At 66.0% G+C, this 20,705-nt stretch carries 20 protein-coding genes; 6 read left to right on the top strand and 14 right to left on the bottom strand.

Going from position 1 to position 20,705, the window contains the following annotated elements; translation table 11 throughout:
* Nucleotides 1-122 precede the first annotated feature (122 nt).
* On the bottom strand, nucleotides 123-839 hold the full coding sequence (locus tag B4F51_RS13630; protein ID WP_296226344.1) for an SDR family oxidoreductase: 717 nt from the start codon (nucleotides 837-839) through the stop codon (nucleotides 123-125).
* A 276-nt stretch (nucleotides 840-1,115) separates the two neighbouring features.
* Between B4F51_RS13630 and B4F51_RS13625 the strand changes: the two genes are divergently transcribed.
* Complete coding sequence (locus B4F51_RS13625) at nucleotides 1,116-1,241, top strand: sigma factor-like helix-turn-helix DNA-binding protein (protein ID WP_296226340.1); 126 nt, start codon at nucleotides 1,116-1,118, stop codon at nucleotides 1,239-1,241.
* 4 nt (nucleotides 1,242-1,245) lie between these two features.
* On the opposite strand, the gene B4F51_RS13620 is transcribed toward B4F51_RS13625, so the two are convergent.
* On the bottom strand, nucleotides 1,246-2,163 hold the full coding sequence (locus B4F51_RS13620) for a LysR family transcriptional regulator (protein WP_296226339.1): 918 nt from the start codon (nucleotides 2,161-2,163) through the stop codon (nucleotides 1,246-1,248).
* Between the two features lie 290 nt (nucleotides 2,164-2,453).
* Between B4F51_RS13620 and B4F51_RS13615 the strand changes: the two genes are divergently transcribed.
* The 3 genes from B4F51_RS13615 to B4F51_RS13605 are packed head-to-tail and all read left to right on the top strand — an operon-like array spanning nucleotide 2,454 to nucleotide 6,479.
* The gene (locus B4F51_RS13615) at nucleotides 2,454-3,761 is read left to right on the top strand and encodes an MFS transporter (RefSeq protein WP_296226337.1); all 1,308 of its coding nucleotides are present in this window, start codon (nucleotides 2,454-2,456) and stop codon (nucleotides 3,759-3,761) included.
* A gap of 39 nt (nucleotides 3,762-3,800) precedes the next feature.
* A complete protein-coding gene (locus B4F51_RS13610; RefSeq protein ID WP_296226334.1) occupies nucleotides 3,801-5,012 on the top strand; it encodes a M20 aminoacylase family protein in 1,212 nt (403 codons plus the stop codon).
* A gap of 3 nt (nucleotides 5,013-5,015) precedes the next feature.
* The gene (locus B4F51_RS13605) at nucleotides 5,016-6,479 is read left to right on the top strand and encodes an amidase (RefSeq protein ID WP_296226332.1); all 1,464 of its coding nucleotides are present in this window, start codon (nucleotides 5,016-5,018) and stop codon (nucleotides 6,477-6,479) included.
* On the opposite strand, the gene B4F51_RS13600 is transcribed toward B4F51_RS13605, so the two are convergent.
* The 4 genes from B4F51_RS13600 to B4F51_RS13585 form a co-directional block, all read right to left on the bottom strand.
* On the bottom strand, nucleotides 6,476-7,591 hold the full coding sequence (locus B4F51_RS13600; protein ID WP_296226381.1) for a dihydrolipoamide acetyltransferase family protein: 1,116 nt from the start codon (nucleotides 7,589-7,591) through the stop codon (nucleotides 6,476-6,478). The genes B4F51_RS13605 and B4F51_RS13600 overlap by 4 nt on opposite strands.
* Nucleotides 7,592-7,593: 2 nt before the next feature.
* Nucleotides 7,594-8,574, bottom strand: a complete 981-nt coding sequence (locus B4F51_RS13595; RefSeq protein WP_296226329.1) for an alpha-ketoacid dehydrogenase subunit beta — start codon at nucleotides 8,572-8,574, stop codon at nucleotides 7,594-7,596.
* Nucleotides 8,567-9,652, bottom strand: coding sequence for a pyruvate dehydrogenase (acetyl-transferring) E1 component subunit alpha (gene pdhA / locus B4F51_RS13590; RefSeq protein ID WP_296226327.1), 1,086 nt, complete (start codon nucleotides 9,650-9,652; stop codon nucleotides 8,567-8,569). Before pdhA ends, B4F51_RS13595 begins: the two co-directional genes overlap by 8 nt.
* A 188-nt stretch (nucleotides 9,653-9,840) precedes the next feature.
* The gene (locus B4F51_RS13585) at nucleotides 9,841-10,797 is read right to left on the bottom strand and encodes a LysR substrate-binding domain-containing protein (protein WP_296226326.1); all 957 of its coding nucleotides are present in this window, start codon (nucleotides 10,795-10,797) and stop codon (nucleotides 9,841-9,843) included.
* 154 nt (nucleotides 10,798-10,951) lie between these two features.
* Here B4F51_RS13585 and B4F51_RS13580 point away from each other — a divergent pair, with 154 nt between their 5' ends.
* Nucleotides 10,952-11,650 carry an FMN-dependent NADH-azoreductase gene (locus B4F51_RS13580; RefSeq protein ID WP_296226324.1) on the top strand — a complete coding sequence of 233 codons (699 nt, stop codon included), beginning with the start codon at nucleotides 10,952-10,954 and terminating at the stop codon, nucleotides 11,648-11,650.
* Here B4F51_RS13580 and B4F51_RS13575 read toward each other — a convergent pair.
* The 6 genes from B4F51_RS13575 to B4F51_RS13550 form a co-directional block, all read right to left on the bottom strand.
* Entirely contained in the window at nucleotides 11,647-12,495 is an 849-nt protein-coding gene (locus B4F51_RS13575; protein ID WP_296226323.1) for a phosphodiesterase, read from the bottom strand. The genes B4F51_RS13580 and B4F51_RS13575 overlap by 4 nt on opposite strands.
* A complete protein-coding gene (locus B4F51_RS13570) occupies nucleotides 12,495-13,565 on the bottom strand; it encodes an ABC transporter ATP-binding protein (RefSeq protein WP_296226322.1) in 1,071 nt (356 codons plus the stop codon). The genes B4F51_RS13575 and B4F51_RS13570 overlap by 1 nt, the downstream gene beginning before the upstream one ends.
* Complete coding sequence (locus tag B4F51_RS13565; protein WP_296226321.1) at nucleotides 13,562-14,359, bottom strand: ABC transporter permease; 798 nt, start codon at nucleotides 14,357-14,359, stop codon at nucleotides 13,562-13,564. The genes B4F51_RS13570 and B4F51_RS13565 overlap by 4 nt, the downstream gene beginning before the upstream one ends.
* A gap of 106 nt (nucleotides 14,360-14,465) precedes the next feature.
* Nucleotides 14,466-15,320 (bottom strand): ABC transporter permease, encoded by an 855-nt coding sequence (locus B4F51_RS13560; RefSeq protein ID WP_296226320.1) that lies wholly within the window; start codon nucleotides 15,318-15,320, stop codon nucleotides 14,466-14,468.
* A 2-nt stretch (nucleotides 15,321-15,322) separates the two neighbouring features.
* Nucleotides 15,323-16,354 (bottom strand): ABC transporter substrate-binding protein, encoded by a 1,032-nt coding sequence (locus tag B4F51_RS13555; protein WP_296226318.1) that lies wholly within the window; start codon nucleotides 16,352-16,354, stop codon nucleotides 15,323-15,325.
* Nucleotides 16,351-17,421 carry a LacI family DNA-binding transcriptional regulator gene (locus B4F51_RS13550; RefSeq protein WP_296226317.1) on the bottom strand — a complete coding sequence of 357 codons (1,071 nt, stop codon included), beginning with the start codon at nucleotides 17,419-17,421 and terminating at the stop codon, nucleotides 16,351-16,353. Before B4F51_RS13550 ends, B4F51_RS13555 begins: the two co-directional genes overlap by 4 nt.
* A 258-nt stretch (nucleotides 17,422-17,679) precedes the next feature.
* Here B4F51_RS13550 and egtB point away from each other — a divergent pair, with 258 nt between their 5' ends.
* A complete protein-coding gene (gene egtB, locus B4F51_RS13545; RefSeq protein WP_296226315.1) occupies nucleotides 17,680-19,014 on the top strand; it encodes an ergothioneine biosynthesis protein EgtB in 1,335 nt (444 codons plus the stop codon).
* A 25-nt stretch (nucleotides 19,015-19,039) separates the two neighbouring features.
* On the opposite strand, the gene B4F51_RS13540 is transcribed toward egtB, so the two are convergent.
* Both B4F51_RS13540 and B4F51_RS13535 read right to left on the bottom strand, forming a co-directional pair.
* The gene (locus tag B4F51_RS13540; RefSeq protein ID WP_296226313.1) at nucleotides 19,040-19,918 is read right to left on the bottom strand and encodes an ankyrin repeat domain-containing protein; all 879 of its coding nucleotides are present in this window, start codon (nucleotides 19,916-19,918) and stop codon (nucleotides 19,040-19,042) included.
* The gene (locus B4F51_RS13535; RefSeq protein ID WP_296226311.1) at nucleotides 19,902-20,705 is read right to left on the bottom strand and encodes a TatD family hydrolase; all 804 of its coding nucleotides are present in this window, start codon (nucleotides 20,703-20,705) and stop codon (nucleotides 19,902-19,904) included. The genes B4F51_RS13540 and B4F51_RS13535 overlap by 17 nt, the downstream gene beginning before the upstream one ends.

Raw genomic sequence — 20,705 nt, 5'->3', positions numbered from 1 at the left:
GCAATGGTCAATATTCCCAATCCAAACCGCGCCAGGGTACATGGGGCGCCTCAACTGCGGCGCCTCACATCATCTATTTAACATAATGCAAATTATGCGGAAAACTGACGTGTATCACCAGATCAGTTCTGCCCGCCAACGCCGCCGCCATCCACCCCAAGTACCTGGCCCGTGATGAAGCTGGCCTGGTCGGACAGGAAGAACGCGATGGCAGCCGCAATTTCCGTCGGCGTGCCAAGGCGCCGCATCGGGATGGTTTGCAGCACCTTTTGCTCGGCTTCGCTGCCGACCGGCCGCGTCTTGCGAAACAGTTCGGTTTCCACCGGACCGGGCGATACGGCGTTGACCGTGACGTTGTGCGCTGCCAGTTCAAGCGCCCATGTCCGTGTGCAGCCAACGAGCGCACTCTTGGCAGCGGAATAAGCGGTACGGTCCACGCTGCCCTGGATCGCGCGGCTGCAGATGTTGACGATGCGGCCGTGTCCGCGTTGCTTCATCGCCGTGACGAAATGCTGCGTGACCTGCACGGCGGCGCGCACGTTCAGATCGAACACATCCTGCAACGTCGGCAAGTCCAGCTGCTCCAGCGGTTGCGGCGAGGCAATGCCCGCATTGTTGACCACGCCATCGATCTGGAACCGGCTGGCGATGTCGCCCAATACCGCGTCCGTCTGCGCGACGTCGCGCAGGTCGCACGCCAGCAGAGTGCCCGGAAAATCAACGCCGTCGGCCGTGCGGGCGATGCCCACGACGCGATGCCCCTGTGCATCGAGCAGCGTGGCGATGGCGTGACCGATACCGCGTGAGGCGCCGGTAATCAGGAAGGTCCGGGGTGTCATGGCAGATGGATGCGTGGGCTGCGGGCGGAAGGGCACGATTATCCTCCAGCCTGATTCACTTGCTGCGCCCTGCTTCCCCACCCTGCCTGGAACGCTGTCGGGGCCGGCCGGTATCACCAAGCAGACAACCCTGCACAGCGAAATTTTTTTGCTCCCGCGAATCCGTGGGACGACGAAAAAGTCGAAGCGTGGCTCGCTCGCCGGCCGGTCGACGATCTGCGCCACGACATCGCAGCCACGCTGGAATCCCTGCCCCCGCACTACCGCGAGATCATCGTGCTCCGCGATCTGAACGAAATGACCATCGGCGAGATCGCTGAGCGGTTGAGCGAAAGCCGTGCCGCCGTCAAGAGTCGACTGCATCGCGCGCGTCAACTGACGCGGGAGTACTTGCTGGGCTGAGCCGTCAGCGCGGTCGATAGCTCTGCGCGAAATGCCGGATCTCCTTGCTGAATTCCGTGCAGGCATGCGTCATCAGATCGGCTGAACGGTAGACCAGGTAGACATTGAAATCCGGTAGTTCGTCCTGCATCGGCAGCACCTCCAACGAGCCAGGGACCATGCGCAGCGGCCCGCCGGTGCCGCTGAAGACAAAATCCGACCACATGCTGATGAGGTCGGTCTTGGTGGCCAGTTGCAGCCCCAGCAAATTGGACGCGGTCTGCACGATCCGGCGCGGTATATCCAACCGGTGCAGCCGCATCAGGCTGACCATCGGGCTGCCGGGATCATCGAGCGGGTCCAGTACCAGCCAGTCGGCATCGAGCAGCGGACGCAGCCGGCGCACGCGCCGCAGCGGATGGCCCGGCCGAACTGCCAGGCGCATCGGCACGGAGAACAACGGCTCCCACTGAAAACTGCCGGTACCCGGCCCGCTGTTGCTGGAAATCAGCCCGAGATCGAGCCGCCCTTCGCGCAGCCCTTCCAGAATCTGCTGCGGGCGTTGCTCGAAGCCGCGCAACGCCACGTTGGGAAAACGCGTACGCAGTGACGCCATGGCATCGGGCAGCGGCCCGCTGGAAGCCACGGCCGTAAAGCCGATGTTGAGCTCGGCTTCGGCATGTCCGCGTATCGATTCAATGTCTTCCAGCGCGTGACGCAATTCCTGTTCGACCACGCTGGCGCGTTTGACGAGCGCCATCCCATACGCGGTCAGGCTGACGCCACGCACCGAGCGCGACAGCAGCGTGACGCCAAGCTCGCGTTCCAGCTCGGCGATGGCCTTCGACAACGCAGGCTGCGAGACGTGCAAGCTGCGTGACGCCTCGTGAATGCTGCCGTGCTGTGCCACCGCCAGCAGGATGCGCAGTTGGTGCAGCTTCACCTTGGTTCCCCCTCCTCTTCTCAGCGCCCGATCCCCGCGCACAGTGCGCGCTTCCCCAATACCGTGCTCCAGACGTGACAAAGGGGCGTCGGGTGAAGCGTGCGTCATGCCGCGCCGGCAAGGCTTCCCGGGCTTTCCCCGATGGTGGATATGTACCGGTTATGACGGCGATTCTATTTGGTTATCGAGATGAATATTTGCGATTTTGTCTGACCGCTCGTTCCCGGAATACTTCAGCGTCAAGGGCTCGCCGAACACAGAAGCCCACCCCAATTTCCTGGAGACCGCCCATGAATGACGCCACCCTGCAGCCGACCATCGCCGGCGCGTCGGCCGCCGTTGTTGCGCCAAAGCGAACCAGCCAGGCCCGGCTGATCGCCGCCTGCTCGATCGGCAATGCGCTGGAGATGTACGACTTCACCGTCTACAGCTTCTTCGCGCTGATGATCGGCAAGCTGTTCTTCCCATTGGACAGTGCCTATGGCTCGCTGCTGCTGGCGGTGGCGACCTTCGGCATCGGCTTCGTGATGCGGCCGCTGGGCGGTTTCGTGATCGGCAACTATGCCGACCGCCACGGCCGCAAGGCCGCGATGACGTTGACCATCGGCCTGATGGTGGTGGGCACGCTCTGCCTGGCGATCGCGCCAACCTACGCCACGGCGGGCTTGTTCGGCCCGCTGGTGATCGTGGCTGGGCGCCTGCTGCAGGGGTTTTCGCTGGGTGGCGAAATTGGCGCCTCCACGGCCATGCTGATGGAGGCAGGCGGCATCAAGGGGCGCGGTTTTCGCGTGAGCTGGCAGCTCGGCAGCCAGGGCATTGCGGCCCTGTGCGGTGCACTGACGGCAGCACTGCTGTACAGCAGCCTGTCGCCGGAAGCGCTGCAAAGCTGGGGGTGGCGCGTGCCGTTCTTACTGGGCCTGTTGATCGCGCCGGTGGGCTTCTACATTCGCGCGCACCTGGATGAGACACATACGGCGGCGGCGCATGAGGCCAGCCCGCTGGGCACGCTGTTCCGCGAGCACGGTGGCCTGGTAGTCAAAGGCGTCCTTACCATCATCGGCGGCACCGTGGGCACATACCTGGTGATCTATTTCATGCCGACCTACATGATCCGCGAGCTGCATCTGCCGCCCTCGCTGTCGCTGCTGGCGGGTTGCGTGACCGGCCTGACCAGCTTTCTCGCATCGCTGGGCGCGGGCTGGCTGGCCGACCGCCTTACACGCCGCAAGCCGCTGGTGGTGGGCGCCCTCCTGTTCACGGTGGTGGCACTCTATCCAGCCTTCTGGCTGATGACGCATTACCCCAGCGTGCCGCTGGTGCTGTCGCTGTCGGCACTGCTGACCGCGAGTCTGTACCTGGGTAGCACGCCGATGCTGCTCATGATGATGGAGCTGCTGCCCACCAAGGTACGCGCCAGCGGCCTGTCGGTGATCTACGCGATTGGCGTCACGGTATTTGGCGGCTCGTGCCAGTTTGTCGTGACCTGGTTGCTGGCCCGCACCGGCAATCCGCTCTCTCCTGCCTTCTACATGATGGCGTGCAGCGCCATCACGCTGCTGACCGTGCTGAGCCTGCGCGAAGTACGCGAAGTTCACTAACCACGGCCCATGAATCCAACTCCAGCAAGGAGACTCGACATGACCAAAGCGCCTACGCTCACGCCCTTCCAGTTGCTGCCGCATCTGCTGCCGCCCATCCATATCGACGCCGAAACCTTTGTCGGCATCCGCCGCCAGATCCACTCGCACCCGGAACTCGGCTTTGAGGTGGGCGCCACCAGCAAGCTTGTGGCCGAACTGCTCGGGAGCTGGGGTTATGAGGTGCACACCGGCATCGGCAAGAGCGGCGTGGTAGGCCAGTTGAAGCTGGGCAACGGCACGCGCCGGCTCGGCATCCGCGCCGACATGGATGCCCTGCCCATCGTCGAAGCCACCGGCCTGCCCTATGCCAGCCGCAACGTCGGCAAGATGCACGCCTGCGGTCACGACGGGCACACCGCCATCCTGCTGGCCGCAGCCAAGGCACTGGCCGATGCCCGCAACTTTGACGGCACCCTCAACCTGATCTTCCAGCCCGATGAGGAAAACCTCTGCGGTGCGCGTGCCATGATCGAAGACGGGCTGTTCGAGCGCTTCCCCTGCGATGCGGTCTTTGCCCTGCACAACATGCCGGGCGTGGCGGCAGGCAGCTTCCGCGTGCTGCCGGGGCCGGTGAGCCTGTCTTCCGATGTGGCCGACGTCACGATCAAGGGCATGGGCGGGCACGGCGCGATGCCGCACCGCGCGCATGATCCGATCGTGGCGTCTGCGGCCATCGTCACCGCGCTGCAGACTGTGGTGGCGCGCAATGTGGCGCCGGATGATACAGCGGTGGTCTCGGTCGGATTCATCCGCGCCGGCACCACGCACAACGTGATTCCTGAAACCGTGACCATCGGCCTGAATGTGCGTGCGGCACGGCCGGAAACGCGCGCGCTGGTGGAACAGCGTATCCGCGAGATCATCAGCCTGACCGCGCAGGCGCATGGCGTGGAAGCGCAGATCGACTACCGCCAGCTCACCCCGCCCATGGTCAATACCGAGGCCGAAACCCGGCTCGCGCAGCAGGTCTGCACAGAACTGGTCGGCGCGGACAACGTCGTCACGCAGGCCCCAAAAGGGCTCAACGGCAGCGAAGACTTTGCCTGGATGCTCAACGAGGTGCCGGGCTGCTACCTGATTCTCGGCAACGGCGAAGGCGAATTCGGCGGCTGCATGGTGCACAACCCCGGCTACGACTTCAACGACCAGGTGCTGCCACTGGGCGCGGCATGCTGGGTGCGACTGGCACAAACCTACCTGACGGCCTGAGCCATGCAAGCGACCCGCTCCCCCGCATCGACCCGCCAGGAGATCGTGCAATGGAGTGCGATCGAGCTGTCCAGGCGCATCCACTCGCGTGATGTGTCCTGCGTTGAAGTCATGGAGGCCTTCCTGGCGCAGATCGACCGTCTCAACCCGAAGGTCAACGCCATCGTGGCGCGCGTGGATGCGGAATCTGCGATCGACCAGGCGCGCGAGCGGGACGTGCTGCTGTCGCAAGGCTTGTCCGGTGGCTGGATGCACGGCTTTCCGCAAGCGCCGAAGGATCTCGCTGCCACCGCCGGCCTGGTGACCACGATGGGTAGCCTCGCGTTGGCACGCAACGTGCCCACGCATGACAGCATCGTGGTCGAGCGCGTGCGCCGTCAGGGCACGGTGCTGATCGGCAAGACCAACACGCCGGAGTTCGGCCTGGGTTCGCACACGTACAACCGCGTCTACGGCACCACCGGCAACGCCTGGGACCCCACGCGCACGGCTGGCGGCAGCAGCGGCGGCACGGCCGTCGCGGTGGCGCTGCAGATGCTGCCCGTGGCTGACGGCAGCGACATGATGGGTTCGCTGCGCAATCCCGCTGCCTGGAACAACATCTACGGCCTGCGCCCCAGCCTCGGGCGCGTGCCCTACGGCCCGGCCAAAGACGTGTTCTTCCAGCAACTCGGAACCGAAGGCCCGATGGCGCGCAACCCGCAAGACCTCGCCTGGCTGCTCGCCACGCAGGCGGGCCACGACCCGCGCGCGCCGCTCTCCTTGCAGGACGATCCGTCGTGTTTCACCCAGCCGCTGCAGCGTGATTTTCGCAACGCGCGCGTCGGCTGGCTGGGCGACTTTGGCGGTTACCTTGCCATTGAGCCGGAAGTGATGGCCGTGAACGAGGCCGCGCTGGACGCCTTCCGAGCCCTGGGCTGCCAGGTCGAGGCTGTGCAGCCGTTCTTCCCGATGGATGCCCTGTGGGAATGCTGGATCACGCTGCGCGCCTTGAGCGTGTCCGACAAACTGGCGCCGCTAGTCGCCAACGCCGCCACGCGCGACCTCCTCAAGCCCGAAGCCATCTGGGAATTCGAGCAAGGCAGCCGCCGCAGCGCTGCCGACATCAACCACGCTTCGGCCACACGTTCGAGCTGGTATCAGGCGCTGCTGGCCCAGTTTGCCCAGTACGACTTCCTGGTCCTGCCCTGCAGCCAGGTCGCGCCATTTCCCACCGAGGAACCCTGGCCACGGATGGTCGCCGGCCGAGCCATGGACACGTATCACCGCTGGATGGAAGTCGTCATCGGCGCAACCCTTGCGGGGGCACCGGCCGCCAGCCTGCCGTCGGGCTTCACTGCCAGCGGCCTTCCGCTGGGCCTGCAGGTCATTGCCCCACCGCGCTCGGACTTTGCCTTGCTGCAGCTTGCTGCGGCCTGGCATGAAGCCTTTGCGCCGGCGCGGGGCACATCGCCGTTGCTGAACTAATCCGCCCTCTCCAGATCGCCGATCACCGCCGCCAGAAACCTTGCCGCCTCGCCACCGGTCACCACCCGGTGGTCGAATGTCAGGCTCAGCGGCAAAACGCGGTGGACGGCCGGCACCCCGCCAGCCGCCACCACCTGCTCATGGATGCGCCCCGCGCCCAGGATCGCCACGGTAGGCGGCACGACGATCGGCGCGGCGTACTTGCCGGCGATCATGCCGAAGTTCGACAACGTGATCGTATTGCCGCGCAGCTCCTCGGGCGGGATCTTGCGCGCCTTGATATCGGCGCGCATGCGTTCGAGCCCCGCGCGCAAATCCGCCGCATCTCGATGCGCAACGTTGCGCAGTACCGGCACGAACAGCCCGTCCGGCAAATCCACGGCGATGCCCAGGTCGATCTTTTCCAGCACGTGGCGTCGCCCCGCGTTGCCATCAAACCAGGCGTTGAGCCCGGGCTCTGCGCGGCAGCCGGCCACCAGCGCGCGAATCAGCCGAATGGTGACGTCAGCGCCGGGCGGCCAGGCGTGGATATCGGCATCATCGATGACGGTGGCGGCGGCCACCTCGTTCTGCGCGCGGGTCATGTTCTGGGCCATGGCCCGGCGTACGCCGCGCAGCACTTCGGGTGGGCCCAGATCGGCGAACGTCTTGGCAGCGCGCTCGACGTCTGCCGCTGTCACCACGCCGTCCGGCCCCGATGGCGTGACCATCGACAAGTCCACATCGAGCTTGCGTGCCAGCGCGCGCACGGCCGGCATCGCCTTGATGCCGCCGCCAGCGGCAGCGGCCGCACCCACCACGGCCGGCGCTTCCCGCACCACGTGCTGCCCGGCGGGCATCTGGCCGACGACGGTGCCGGCATCGGCATCCTCACCGCCAGCCCCCTCAAACGCAGCCAGCGGCGCACCGATGTGCACGATATCGCCCGGCTGGCCGAACAGCCTGGCGATGCGTCCCGATTGCGGCGATGGGATCTCCACGATTGCCTTGGCCGTCTCGACCGACACCAGTGGCTGGTCTGCCGCAATGTCGTCGCCAACCTGCACGTGCCATTGCACGATCTCCGCTTCCTGCAGACCTTCGCCGAGGTCCGGTAGTTTGAAGACGATCATCGTCAAGCGCCCTCCAACGTCTTCCTGACTGCCGCGAGGATGCGCTCCACGCTCGGCAAGTGGTGGTGTTCGAGCCGTGGCAGCGGCATGACCACGTCGTAGCCCGTGACGCGCTGCACCGGTGCCAGCAGCGAATACAACCCATGCTCGGCGATGTTGGCGGCGATCTCCGCGCCAAAACCCGACGTGCGCGCGGCCTCGTGCACGATCACGCAGCGGCCGGTCTTGGCCACCGAGGCGAGGATCGATGCCATGTCCAGCGGCTTGAGCGTGGCCACGTCGATCACCTCGGCAGCGATGCCCTCTTCAGCCAGTCGATCGGCCGCAGCCAGCACTTCCTGCAGCGCCCCGCCCCAGCTCACCAGCGTGACGTCGGTGCCGCCGCGCAGCGTAAAGCAGGTGTCGAGCGGCAGCGCCGCGCCATCGTCCTCCACCGGCTGGCGAAACACGCGGTAGAGCTTGGTCGGCTCGAAGAAGATCACCGGGTCCGGGTCACGGATGGCCGCCAGCAACAGCCCATACGCTCGTGCTGGCGACGATGGCACCACCACGCGCAGCCCCGGGATATGCGTGAACAGCGCCTCCGGACTTTCCGAATGGTGCTCGGGCGCATGGATGCCGCCACCGCACGGCGAGCGGATCACCATCGGGCACGACAGCCGTCCGCGCGTGCGGTGCCGCAACCGCGCCGCATGGTTGAGCACGTGGTCGATGGCCGGATAGATGAAGCCGCTGAACTGGATTTCGACCACCGGCTTGAGCCCGACGGCCGCCATGCCGATCGCCGTGCCGGCCAGCGCGGTTTCCGCCAGCGGGCTGTCGATCACGCGCTGCGCGCCGAAACGTGCCTGCAGCCCCACCGTGGCGCGGAACACGCCGCCATTGACGCCAATGTCCTCGCCCATCAGCACAACGGACGGGTCATGCTCCAGCGCATGCGCCAACGCCAGGTTGACGGCTTCGACAAGGTTGACGTCAGCCATGACTGCCTCCGTTGGAGGCAAACGCCAGCGCCATCGCGCGTTGCCATTCCAGCGCGGTCGGCAGGGTCGCATACAGGTGGTCGAACATGGCTTCCGGCCCTGGCTGCGCGACGGCCTGATATGCCGCCACGCCCGCCTCCACCTGCGCGTAGCACGCGCGACCGAGCTGCTCTTCCTGGGTCTTGTCCCAGGCGTTCACGCTGGTCAGGTACTTGCGCAGGCGCAGGATCGGCTCGGCCTCCCAGGCTTGCTTGACGATGTCGGAGTCGCGGTAGCGCGTGGCGTCGTCGGCGGTGGTGTGGTCGCCCAGACGGTAGGTCACGGCTTCGATGAGGGTGGGGCCGCCCCCTGCCCTTGCGCGGTCGATGGCCTCCTGCGCAGCCAGGCGTACCGCGATCACATCGTTGCCATCCACCTGCAGGCCTGCGATGCCCGCGGCGATGGCCTTTTGCGCCAACGTCTGCGCAGCGGTCTGGCGGCTGCGCGGCACCGAGATCGCCCATTGGTTGTTGTTGATGACGAGCACCAGCGGCGCGTTCCACACACCCGCGAAGTTCATGCCTTCGTAAAAATCGCCACGGGATGTGCCACCGTCGCCCACGATGGTGACCGCCACGCGCGGCTCGCCGCGCAACTGGAATGCGTAGGCCGCCCCCGCCGCATGGCAGACCTGGGTGCCGATCGGCACGCAGTTGGGGAAGTCGTCAGGCACCGCGCTGAACTGACTGCCGCGCTCGTCGCCGCCCCAGTACAGCAGGCTCTCCGCCATGGTGACGCCGCGCAGCAATTGCGCAGCATGATCGCGATACGACGGGAACAGCACGTCCTCCGGCAGCATGACGCTGGCCACGCCCACGCCTATCGCCTCTTGGCCAACGGAGGAGGCAAACGTGCCGAGCTTGCCCGTGCGCTGCAGCGCAACAGCCTTGGCGTCGAACGCACGGGTGAGCACCATCGCGCGGTACAGCGTGATCAGCGTCTGCACATCCTGCGCAAACGCCGGGAGACGCTGGACCAGCGTGCCCTCGCGGTCCAGAACCTGCAGAAAATCAATCTGAAAGCTGCCGACTGTGGTCATGACTGCAGCCCCTCATTCTTCTTCTAGGGAGGATGCGTGCAGCACGGCTGCCCGCGTCTGTTTCCACACTAGACGCTGGGCGAGCGAAAACAAGCCCAGCCTTTCGGCTGAGCCACGGGTGGCGTTTGGGTTATTGCGGTGCAGGATGCGATGGCTTTGGGCGAGTTGTTGCACAACCGCCGTCGTCTTCACGCCATGCCGTGTACGTCGCCGGCCGCCCGGTCCTTCAGCGGCTGCGCGGCTTCAGGCTCGCGGCATTGATGCAGCCAGTTCCACACCGCTTGCACGCCCGCATCTTCCAGACGGGCAGCGGGCGCTACCAGCCAGAACGCATAGCGGCGGATCACCGGCCCGTCGAACGGCTGCACCAGCGTGCCTGCTTGCAGCGCATCACACACCAACGGCAAGTTCGCCAGGATCACGCCCTGACCAGCCATCGCAGCGCTGATCGCGTGGCCGTCATCAGACAATACGATGCCCGCGTCCGTCTTCAAGACGGCATCCAGCCCGGCGGCGTGTGCCCAACGCGCCCAACCGATCGGCTGCGGCAGCGTGCGCTGCCATTCTGAGTGGATCAGCGGTGCGCGCATCAGATCCGCATGCGTGCGGACGCCAAGGCCCGGGTGGCAGACTGGTGCAAACGCATCGTCAAACCAATGTTCAGCCACGAGCCCTGAATCTGCGGCGGGCCGATTGCCGTAACGCACCGCCAGATCGGCGCTGCCGCCGTGCAGATCAACCACCGTGTCGGAAGCATGGATGCGCAGGTCGATGCCAGGATGCTGCGTCGCAAACGCTCCCAGCTTGGGCACCAGCCAGCGTGCCGCCAAACCAACGGGTGCTGTCAGGGTGACGCGCTGGCGCGTTGGCACTCGGTCCGGCGCGCGGATGGTGCCAATGGCTTGCGCAAACGCATCAAAACCGGTGTTGAGCACCGGGTACAGCCGCTCGCCGGCTTCGGACAGCCGCAGCGCGCGCACCTTCCGCTCGAACAGCGCCACGCCCAACGCATCTTCCAGGCGCCGAATCTGGTGGCTGATGGCCGTGGGCGTGACCGACAGCTCATCGGCGGCGCGGCGCATGCTGAGGTGGCGCGCTGCGGCTTCAAAGGCCCGCAGCGCGCTCAGGGGTGGGAGTTTTCGCATTCACCGATTGTGTCACGGGCAGTCACTCACGCAGTGGCCCCACGGCTGGCGTGGATGAATCCAGGTCATCCATGGCGCGCAAAACTTGTCGTTTGTCGTTGTGCAGCGCGGTTCGTAGAGTGGTCACACCTCTACTCACAACATCGCATTCGACATGATTGCTCCGACCCGACTTCTGCATCTCGACGCCAGCGCCCGCCCCGGCCGCTCCGACACGGCCCTGCACGGCTCGCACACGCGCCGGCTCTCTGCGCGCTTTGTTGAGCGTTGGCTTGAACGCGAGCCCGATGCTCGTGTGGTTTACCGCGACGTTGGTGCCGAACCGCCCTCGCCCGTGAACGGCCGATGGGTGCATGCCGCCTTCACACCGCCCGCGCAGCGGGCGCCATGGATGCATGAGGCGCTAGCGCAAAGCGATGCGCTGATCGACGAACTGCTCGCCGCCGACGTGATCGTCGCTGGCGTGCCGATGTACAACTTCGGCATGCCCGCGCAATTCAAGGCCTACATCGACAACATCGTGCGCGTGGGCCGTACGTTCGGTTTCGACCGCAGCCGCGCGGGCGAGCCTTACTGGCCGCTGCTGGCCGGCATGAACAAGCGCCTCGTCATCCTCAGCTCACGCGGCGATTTCGGGTATGGGCCGGGCCAGCGCATCGCCCACCTGAATCACGTGGAGGGCGGTGTCGCCACGGCGTTCGGCTATATCGGCATCACCGACGTAGCGTCAGTCGCCATCGAGTACGACGAGTTTGCCGACGAGCGCCTGACGGCATCGATTGCCGTCGCAGAACATGGCGTCGATGCGCTGGTCGTGCGCATGGCGGCCGGCGCCACTGCCGAGGCGGTTTAGTCGATCAACCGCCCGTCCGGCTCGAAAAACGGGTGCGGGCCGTCAAACTCGCCGACATAAGCAAGATGACTGACCAGCCCCTGCCCCGGCACCCAGGCGTGCACCTTGTAGGCGGGCGGCTCCATCACGAAGCCAGGTTCGGCGTCCGGATCGAGATCCAGCGCGACCTGATGCGCGGGCGACGGACACGTCGATGCCACCGTGCCCGCAAAGCGCACGTCAATGGAGCGATGCAGATGGCCGCAGATGATCCGCTCGACGTTGCCGGCGGCGCGCACGATCTGCGCGAAGGCGGGAATGTCCTCTTCGGCCAGCGATTGCACGTCCATATGGCCGATGCCGGTGGCGAACGGCGGGTGGTGCATGGCGACCACGACCGGGCGCTGCGTTTCCATCGCCAGTGCCTCGGCCAGCCAGTCGAGACGCTGCACGCCAAGACGGCCGCCTGGGTTGCCGACGTCCAGCGTGTCGAGCACGATCAGACGCACATCGCCGATGTCGGTCCAGTACTGGAAGGCATTCGGGTCTTGCTCGGTGGTGGAAATGGGCGCCAGCCAGTCGGCAAAGGCCGTGCGTGCGGCAGCGCGGGCGTCGTGGTTGCCGAGCACCGGCAGCAGGCGGATGCCCACCGCATCCAGCGGTGCGAGCACGGCGCGCAGGTGCGCGTATTCCTCGGGCGCGCCGGCGTCGACCAGATCGCCGGTCAGGACGATGGCCACTGGCCGCTCAGGCTGCGCGAGGATATGCGCCACGCAGCGCGCCAGATAGGCGGCGGTATCAACGCGTCGGTAAGCCAGTCGCCCGGGGCGCTTGATATGAAGATCGGTCAGTTGCAGGAAGTGCATCAGGCTTGCAGAGTCAGAAGGCGGTCGGCCGGAATGTCAAAACCGACGGCATGGCCCGGCGCAAAGTGCTGGCGGCCAGGCACATCAATAAACAACGGCGTCGCAGAAACACCTGCCACACGCACACGGGTTCGGAAGCCCAAAAACACCGCAGATTCCACCGTGCCCTTGAGCGCCGCCTGGGCCGGATCGGCCAGGACCGCATCTTCGGGGCGGAAAAACACAGTGTCGCCTTCGCCCGCGCCGCTCGACGGCAGGGCCACGCGGCCGCCTGCACAAACGAACGCGCCATCCCGGCGCAGACCGTCAAGCCGGTTCATGATGCCGATGAAATCCGCCACATGCCGGTTGGCCGGCTGGAAGTAGATTTCGCGCGGCGTGCCGATCTGCGCGATGCGGCCGGCTTCCATGACAACGATGCGATCAGCCAGCGCCATCGCCTCTTCCTGATCGTGCGTCACGTAGATGGTGGTGATGCCGAGGCCGCGCAGCAGGCGGTCCATCTCGGCACGCACGGATTCGCGCAGCTTGGCGTCGAGCGCCGTGAGCGGTTCGTCGAGCAGCAGCACGCGCGGCTCGGGTGCCAATGCACGCGCCAATGCCACGCGCTGACGCTGTCCGCCCGAGAGCTGATCGACGCGACGGTCGGCGTACGGCGCGAGGTGCATCATCTCCAGCAGCGTATCCGCCCGCGCGCTGATTTGCGTGTCGGACAGGCGATTCTGGCGGCGCTGGATGCGCAGGCCGTATTCCACATTGCCGCGCACGCTCAGGTTGGGAAAAAGCGCGTAGTTCTGGAACACCATGCCTACGCGGCGACGCTCGATCGGACGGGCGGTGACATCCTCGTCGCCAAAGCACACGGTGCCGCCGGCATCCGGCGCTTCCAGCCCGGCGACGATGCGCAGCGTGGTGGTCTTGCCGCAGCCTGATGGGCCGAGCAACACGACGGTCTCGCCGGCGCCGATGTCGAGGTCGAGCGGGTCCAGCACGCGCTGGCCGCCGAAGTGCTTGCCGCAGCCGCGCAACCGGATCGACACGGGCGCGAGTTGAAGAGGTTCGTTGCTCATCGGGAAGTCTTTCCGTTGTTCACACGCAGCCCGCCGAAGCGCTGCATCAGCACCAGCAGCGGCACGATCATGACGAAGAAGATCAGCGTGTAGGCGCTGGCAATCTCCAGGCGCATCGACGCATAGGTGTCGGCCAGGCCGACCGGCAGGGTCTTGGTTTCCGGCGTGTGCAGCATCCAGGTCAGGTTGAATTCGCCCACCGAGAGCGTCACGACCGTCAACGCGCCAGCGAGGATGCCGGGCTGCACGTTGGGCAGCACGATGGTGCGAAAGCGCTGCCAGAACGATGCGCCGAGGCTGGCCGCGCCCTCCTCCAGCGTACGCAGATTCTGCCCCGCGCAAACCGCCGCCACGGAGCGCACCATGAACGGCAGCGTGAACACCACGTGCCCGACAACGATGAACCACAGGCTCTCGCGAAAGCTGCCGAACCCGCCGTAGGCCACGATCAGCCCCAGCGCGGTCGCCAGCCCCGGCAGCGCCACGGGCAGCGTCAGGAATTCTTCGATCAGGCGGCTTGTGCGGCTCTGGCGGCGGGCCAGCACGTAACCTGCCGGAACGCCTGCGGCCAGCACGATCACCAGCGTGCACAGCGCCACCAGCAGCGACATCCAGATCGACGCGTGATACATGTCCCACACCTGGGCGACCCAATCCAGCGTCCAACCGCTCTTGAAGCCGCGGATGTAGTTGCGCGTCAGACCCACGGCCATCGACAGCACGACCGGCACGATCAGGAACAGGCACAGCAGCAGCGTGATGAGCCACTGCGAGAGAGAAAGCGCGCGCTTCATGCTGCCGCCTTCCAAAAGTTGTTGGTCATGCCTGTGTCTTGGTGTCGGCGGCCGGCAGCATTCGCGGACGCGCGCATCCCCGCTGCGCGGGGCCCCTGCTCGCTGCTCATGCTGCCGCTCCTGCTTGCCCGCCAGCGGCCGTACGCGCAATCGCCAGCACCACCCACGTCACCACACCCAGCACGACGGAGAGCGCCGCCGCCATCGCAATCCCGGCGTTGAGCGTGAATTCGGTATAGATCGTCATCGGTAACACGTCGATATCGGTGGCGAGCGTGAAGGCGGTGCCGAACGCGCCCATCGACGTGGCAAAGCAGATGGCCCCGGAGGCGATGAGCGCGGGCGCGAGCCCCGGCACCAGCACATCGCGCGTCACCTGCCACGACGATGCGCCCAGCGAGCGGGCCGCCTCTTCCAGCGAGCGATCAAGCTTTTCCGCCGCGGCCATCACCGTCAGCACCACGCGGGGGATGGAGAAATACAGGTAGCCGAGAAACAGCCCGCCGATCGAATAGGCGAAGACCCATTTCTCGCCGGTCAGCTTGTGGGTCAGGTCACCCAGCAGGCCCTGGCGCCCGGCCAGCAGGATCACCATGAAACCGACCACCACGCCAGGGAACGCCAGCGGAAACGTCAGCATGGCTGTGATCAGCCGCTTACCCGGCACGTTGTGACGCACCAGGAACAGCCCGGCGATGGTCGATAGGATGAGCGTTGCCAGCGTGACCGCCGCCGATAGCATCACCGTGGAGACGAGGCTGCCGAGGTAACGCGGCGTGGTGAGCGCGGCGGTATAGGTGGCGACCAAGCCTTCGCTGCCGCTTACACGCAGCAGCGCAGCCATCGGCAGCAGCCAGAACGCGCAGAACAGCGCAACGGCTGGCGCGAGCAGCGCCACCCGCCACCGCGCGGGCAATACGGCGTCCTCCGGCAAGGTGGGGCGGGTGGCGGCTGCGGCCATGCTTAGCGCACCTCGTCCAGATAGCGCGTGCCGAAAGCTTGCTGGCCAGCTGCCATCTTGTTGAAGTCGACCGTCTTCACGCGGGCGTATTCGCTGGCCGGCAGGAAGCGCGATGCGGCTTCCTTGCTCATGGCATTGGCGCGCACCGGACGCAGGTAGGCGTTGGCCCACAGCGCCTGGCCTTCATCCGACAGCACGAAGTCCAGCACCTTCTTGGCGTTGTCAGCGTGCGGCGCGCCGGCGGTCAGGCTCATCACGTACGGCACGGCAATCGAGCCTTCCTGCGGGATCACGAACTCCACGTTGGCGTGGTCCTTGTACTTGGCGCGGTAGGCGTTGAAGTCGTAGTCGAGCAGGATGGGGATTTCCCCTGCCACGACGCGCGCGTAGGCGGTCTGCTTCGGCACGATCGGCGCGTTCTTCTTCAACTGCTTGAACCACTCGATGGCCGGGCTGAAGTTGTCGAGCGTGCCGCCCAGCGCCTGATTGACCGCCACGGCACCCACGTAGCCGACGAAGGCGCTGCTCGGGTCCAGGTAGCCGACCATGCCCTTGTATTCGGGCTTGAGCAGATCCTTCCACGAACGCGGCACGGGCTTGCCTTCCAGCGCATCCTTGTTGACGAAGAAGCCCAGCGTGCCGGAGTGGATCGAAAAGAACGCGCCGTCCGGGTCTTTCATACCGGCCGGAATGTCTTCCCAATGCTTGGGCTTGTAGTTGGCGACCAGCCCCTTTTCCTTGGCCTGGTAGGCAGACGTGATGCCCAGGTAGGCCACGTCGGCCACCGGGTGCCCCTTCTCGGCCAGCATCTGCGCAATGGCCTGGCCGGAGTTCTTGTTGTCGAACGGCACGGTGATGCCGGTCTTCTCCTTGATGGCCTTGATCTGGCTGGCCCAGTCGGCCCATTCCGGCGGGCAGTTGTAGCAGATGGCAACCTGCTGACCGGCCGGCTGAGCCTGCACCGGCGCAGCAACAGCGAAGGCGCCGGCAGCCACGAGGCCGCACGCGCGCAGCCATTGAACAAGACGTTTCATCGAGACGCTCCTTGCGTATCAGACGTGAGGGAAGAAATAACGGACAAAGACGGCTCGGCCGGCGCCTTGGCCAGCGTGCCGCCCGCAAGCAACCGGTGAGGCAGCGTGATCGACGGAACCACCTCGCCGGCGATGCGGCGGGCCAGCGCCTGGGCCGCATCGACGCCGATCTGGCGGTGCGGCTGGGCCACCGTGGCGAGCGTGGGCGAGAGCCACTGCCCCATCGCCAAGCCGTCGAAACCGATCACGCTCACGTCTTCCGGCACACGCAGTTCCATCTCGCGCAGCGAGCGGATGGTCAGCAGGGCCAGCCGGTCGTTGCTGCAGAAGATGGCGGTCGGGCGCGGCGGCGCCAGCAGGCGGGCCAGCTCGGCGGGCAGCATGGCGTCGGCATTGAAGTCGATTTCCACGGGCGGCTGCGGCGTTATGCCGGCGGCCTGCAGCGCCTCGCGATAGCCGTCGTGGCGCAGCGCGGCACGGTCGGACGCCGACAGCGTGCCGGTCAGCATGCGAATCTGGCGGTGGCCCTGCGCGAGCAAGGCGCGAATGGCGTCGCACGCGGCGGCACGGTTGTCGACCGTCACGCAGCAGCGTGCGGGGATGCGCGGCTGGCCGTACGTGTCGTTGTAGACCAGCACGTAGGGCACGTGCTCAGCGTCCAGACGATCGAGGTGCGGGTTGGCGGCGGCATCGGCCACGGTCAGGATCAGGCCATCGACGCGCTGCTCCAGCATGGTCTCGATGGCACGGGCTTCACGCTCGCGGTTGTAGGCGGTGGTCATCAGCATGACGCGCTGGCCGGTGACGGATGCCGCCTCGTCGATGCCCTGCATGCACTCGGCAAACACCGGGTTGGCCAGCGACGGCAGCACAACGCCCAGCAGACCCGTGCGCATCGCGCGCAACTGGCGCCCAAGCGCATTCGGGCGGTATTGCAGCGCATCCATGGCTGCCTGCACGCGGGCAAGCGTTTCGGCGCTCACGCGCTCCGGCGTATTGACCGCGCGCGACACAGTAGCGATGGAGATGCCGGCGTGCGTTGCCACATCCTTGATGCTGCTCGCCATGCTGGCGCCCTGGAAGATTTGTAAACGTTTACATCCTAGGCGGCAGCAATGAACGTTTCATGACAATCGATGTTGCACCGCGATGTTCCTTGCAACGCAGCATGGCGAGTGTTGCGCATAGCAAAGTTGCAAAGCTCGCATATGCTTCTTACCAAACAGGGGAAGCGCGCCACGCCAATTGACGCAGATGGGCACGTTTCAACAGGCCCGCTTGCTGCTGGGCTGTTCCTGCCGCTTGCCTGGAGACTGGAGACGCCTATGCGTGTATTGCCCGCCTTCGATGCACCCGCCACCGCTTTGCCCGATCTGCTGCTGCAATACGACGCCGTGCGGGCGCAGTCCCTGGCGCTGGCCGCGCCGCTGTCGGACGCAGACGCCACCGTCCAGTCCATGGACGACGCCAGCCCCGCCAAATGGCACCTGGCCCACACCACGTGGTTCTTCGAGGAGTTCATCCTTGGCCCCAACGTGCCCGGCTACCGCTCGCCGGACGCGCGCTACCGGTATCTCTTCAATTCGTACTACGAGGCGGTCGGCGCACGGCACCCACGCCCGCGCCGGGGCATGCTCACGCGCCCGACGCTCGACGAGGTGCGTAGCTACCGTGCGCATGTCGATGGGGCCATGCAGCGCCTGCTGGCTGGCGGCGTGTCAGCCGACGTTGCCCGGCTGGTCACACTCGGCCTGCATCACGAGCAGCAGCATCAGGAGTTGCTCCTGACCGATCTGCTGCACCTGTTTGCCCAGAACCCGATGTGTCCAGCCTATGCAGAGACTCGCCCAGCGCCCGTTCGCGCAGCAGGTGGTCAACCCAGGGCGCAACCTGGCTGGGTCAGCTTCCAGGGTGGCGCCGTGCAGATCGGCAAAACCGCTTGTGATCCCAACCTTGGCGCCGATTTCATGTTCGATTGCGAGGGCCCGCGCCACACCGTCTGGCTGGAGCCCTATGCATTGGCCACCCACCCCGTCACCAACCGCGAGTGGATCGCCTTCATGGAGGACGGCGGCTACCGGCAGCCGATGCTCTGGCTGTCCGACGGCTGGGCCTGGGTCCAGCGCGAAGGCATCGATGCTCCGCTTTACTGGCGCGCAAATGCCGATGCGGGGGAAGGTTGGCAGCAGATGTCGCTGCACGGCCTGCAGCCGGTCGACCCGGATGCGCCCGTCACGCACGTCAGCTTCTACGAGGCCGATGCCTACGCCCGCTGGGCCGGCGCCCGCCTGCCGACCGAAGCCGAGTGGGAACACGCCGCCGAAGGGCTGCCCGTGCAAGGCAATTTCGCCAGCCGGGGGGGCTCGCTGGGGCCACGGAGGCCCCTGCCTGACCATGGCGTGGCCGAGGCAGGCAGCCTGCGTCAACTATTCGGGGATGTGTGGGAATGGACCGCCAGCCCGTATGGCCCCTACCCCGGCTTCCAGCCGGCCGAGGGCGCCGTGGGCGAATACAACGGCAAGTTCATGTGCAGCCAAATGGTGCTGCGCGGCGGGTCATGCGTGTCGCCCGAAGGGCATCTGCGGGCGACGTACCGCAACTTCTTCTATCCGCATCAACGGTGGCAGTTCACCGGTGTGCGGCTGGCGCGGCAGGCGTGACGAGGGCCACGCCCGGCCGAGAGGGTCAATTGCCGGGCAGGCGCTTGTTGTCGTTGCTGTCAAACAGCGCGTCGGTTGAGGTACCGATCGCATCGCGGTTGCTGGATGCCGCCGCGGCCGGTTTGGGTGCCTGCATCGGCGCCGGCATGGCGGGCACCGCAGGTTTGGCGGGTTGTGCAGCTACCGGCCCGGACTGGGCTGGCGCAGATGCCGCCTTGGCTGCAGCCGCCTGCTCTGCCAGCTTGCGTCGGCGCGATTCCAGCCCCGCCGCAATCTCGTCCTGGTGATACCGCTTGGCAAAGTCGATCACGTCCATCTTCTGCTGGTTGCGCAGGTTCATGTCCGCGCCCTCGTCCAACAGCAACTTGACGGTGGTGATGTGGCCGCTCATGGCCGCCATCATCAGCGGCGTGGTGGCGTTGGGGCTTTCGGCGTCAATGTAGGCGGCGTGGTCCAGCAGGTATTTGACGGTGTCGTCATACCCGTTGGTGGCGGCGTAGTGCAGCGCGGTCCAGCCGGTCTTGTTGACCTCCACGTCGTACGTTTCCACCATCAGCTTCACCAGCGGCAGCAGGCCCTGGTAGGCGGCCATCATCAGCGCATTCTCGCCGGAGGCGTTGGTGCGCTCGAAGTCCAGGCCCTTGGCGCGGATCAGCGCTTCGGCCACCTCAAGGTTCTTGTCCTTGAGCGCATCCACCAGCAGCGGCGTACCGTCGCGCGTATTCAGGTTCGGATTGACGCCCTGGGCGACGAGCTTCTGCACGAGGGCCGGCCGGTTGTATTCGACGGAGGCGCGCAGATCGTCCTGCGGCGTGGCCTGTGCGGCGCCCGCAAACGCTACGACCAGCCCGGCGGCCAGCGCGATTTGCTTCATGTTGCGCTTCAAGTTATCGCGGTATTGCATTGAATAGATTGAAAAAATTCTCGGTAGTTACGCTGGCGATGCGGTCCAGCGGTTCGCCGCGCAGCGTGGCAAGAAATTCGCCCACGTGGCGCACATAGGCCGGCTCGTTGGTCTTGCCGCGAAACGGCACCGGCGCCAGGTACGGCGAATCGGTCTCGATCAGCATGCGGTCAAGCGGCACCTTCTTGGCGGTTTCCTGCAGGTCCACCGCGTTCTTGAACGTCACGATGCCCGAGAACGAGATGTAGAAGCCCAGGTCCAGCGCGGCCTTGGCCACCTCCCAGCTCTCGGTAAAGCAGTGCATCACGCCGCGCGCGGCCTCGGCATCCTCCTCGCGCATGATGGCCAGCGTGTCCGCGGCGGCCGAGCGTGTGTGGATCACAAGCGGCTTGCCGGTCTGCTTCGACGCGCGGATATGCGTGCGAAAGCGCTCGCGCTGCCACTCCATGTCGGCCAGCGTGCGGTCGCCCAGGCGGTAGTAGTCGAGTCCGGTCTCGCCGATACCGACCACGCGCGGGTGATCGGCCAGCGCCAGCAGGCGTTCCAGCGTGGGCTCTTCAATGCGAGTGCCTTCCTCGATGTCGGCCTCGGCATCCGGGTGCACGCCCACGGTGGCGTAGATGTTCGGTTCCTGCTCGGCAATCTCCAGCACGCTCGGGAAGTCTTCCAGCGTGACAGAGATGCACAGCGCGTGCGTGACGCGGTTCTCGCGCATGCGCGTCAGCAACTCAGGCAGGCGCGCCCGGAGATCCGGAAAGTTGATATGGCAGTGGGAATCAACAAACAT

It is taken from the genome of Ralstonia sp. UBA689, assembly GCF_002298975.1.
Taxonomy (GTDB): domain Bacteria; phylum Pseudomonadota; class Gammaproteobacteria; order Burkholderiales; family Burkholderiaceae; genus Ralstonia.
Note: the sequence above shows the minus strand (reverse complement) of the source record. Positions and strands in the feature narration are given on the sequence as shown.